At 72.0% G+C, this 353-nt stretch carries 1 pseudogene; it reads left to right on the top strand.

Going from position 1 to position 353, the window contains the following annotated elements:
• Positions 1–215: 215 nt before the first annotated feature.
• A pseudogene (locus CCN72_RS41270) lies at positions 216–353 on the top strand (glycosyltransferase family 4 protein); the annotation flags it as partial.

Raw genomic sequence — 353 nt, 5'->3', positions numbered from 1 at the left:
GCCGGGCCCTTGCCGGGGCCTCGGGGTCCCCCGCGTGAACACCGGGTTCCCGGGTGAATCCGGGGTTCCCGGATGAACGCCGAGTGACCCTCGGACCAGCGCCCCATGGCCGGCGTCCGACCCGCCGACCCGCGGAGGACAACGCTCACGGGACGTTCCCCGGGCGGAAAGATCGACGTTGACGCGGCCACGTCCGGTGCGGCGACAACACCCGTATGCGTGTCGTCATCGTGACCGAATCCTTTCCCCCCGATGTGAACGGCGTGGCCCACTGCGCGCTTCAGACCGCCCGGCACCTCGTAGATCGCGGTCACCACCCGCTCGTCGTCGCCCCCGCCCCCGCACCCGGTACC

Origin of the sequence: Streptomyces murinus, assembly GCF_002154555.1 — a bacterium.
Taxonomy (GTDB): domain Bacteria; phylum Actinomycetota; class Actinomycetes; order Streptomycetales; family Streptomycetaceae; genus Streptomyces; species Streptomyces murinus.
This window is presented reverse-complemented; position numbering and strand designations above follow the sequence as displayed.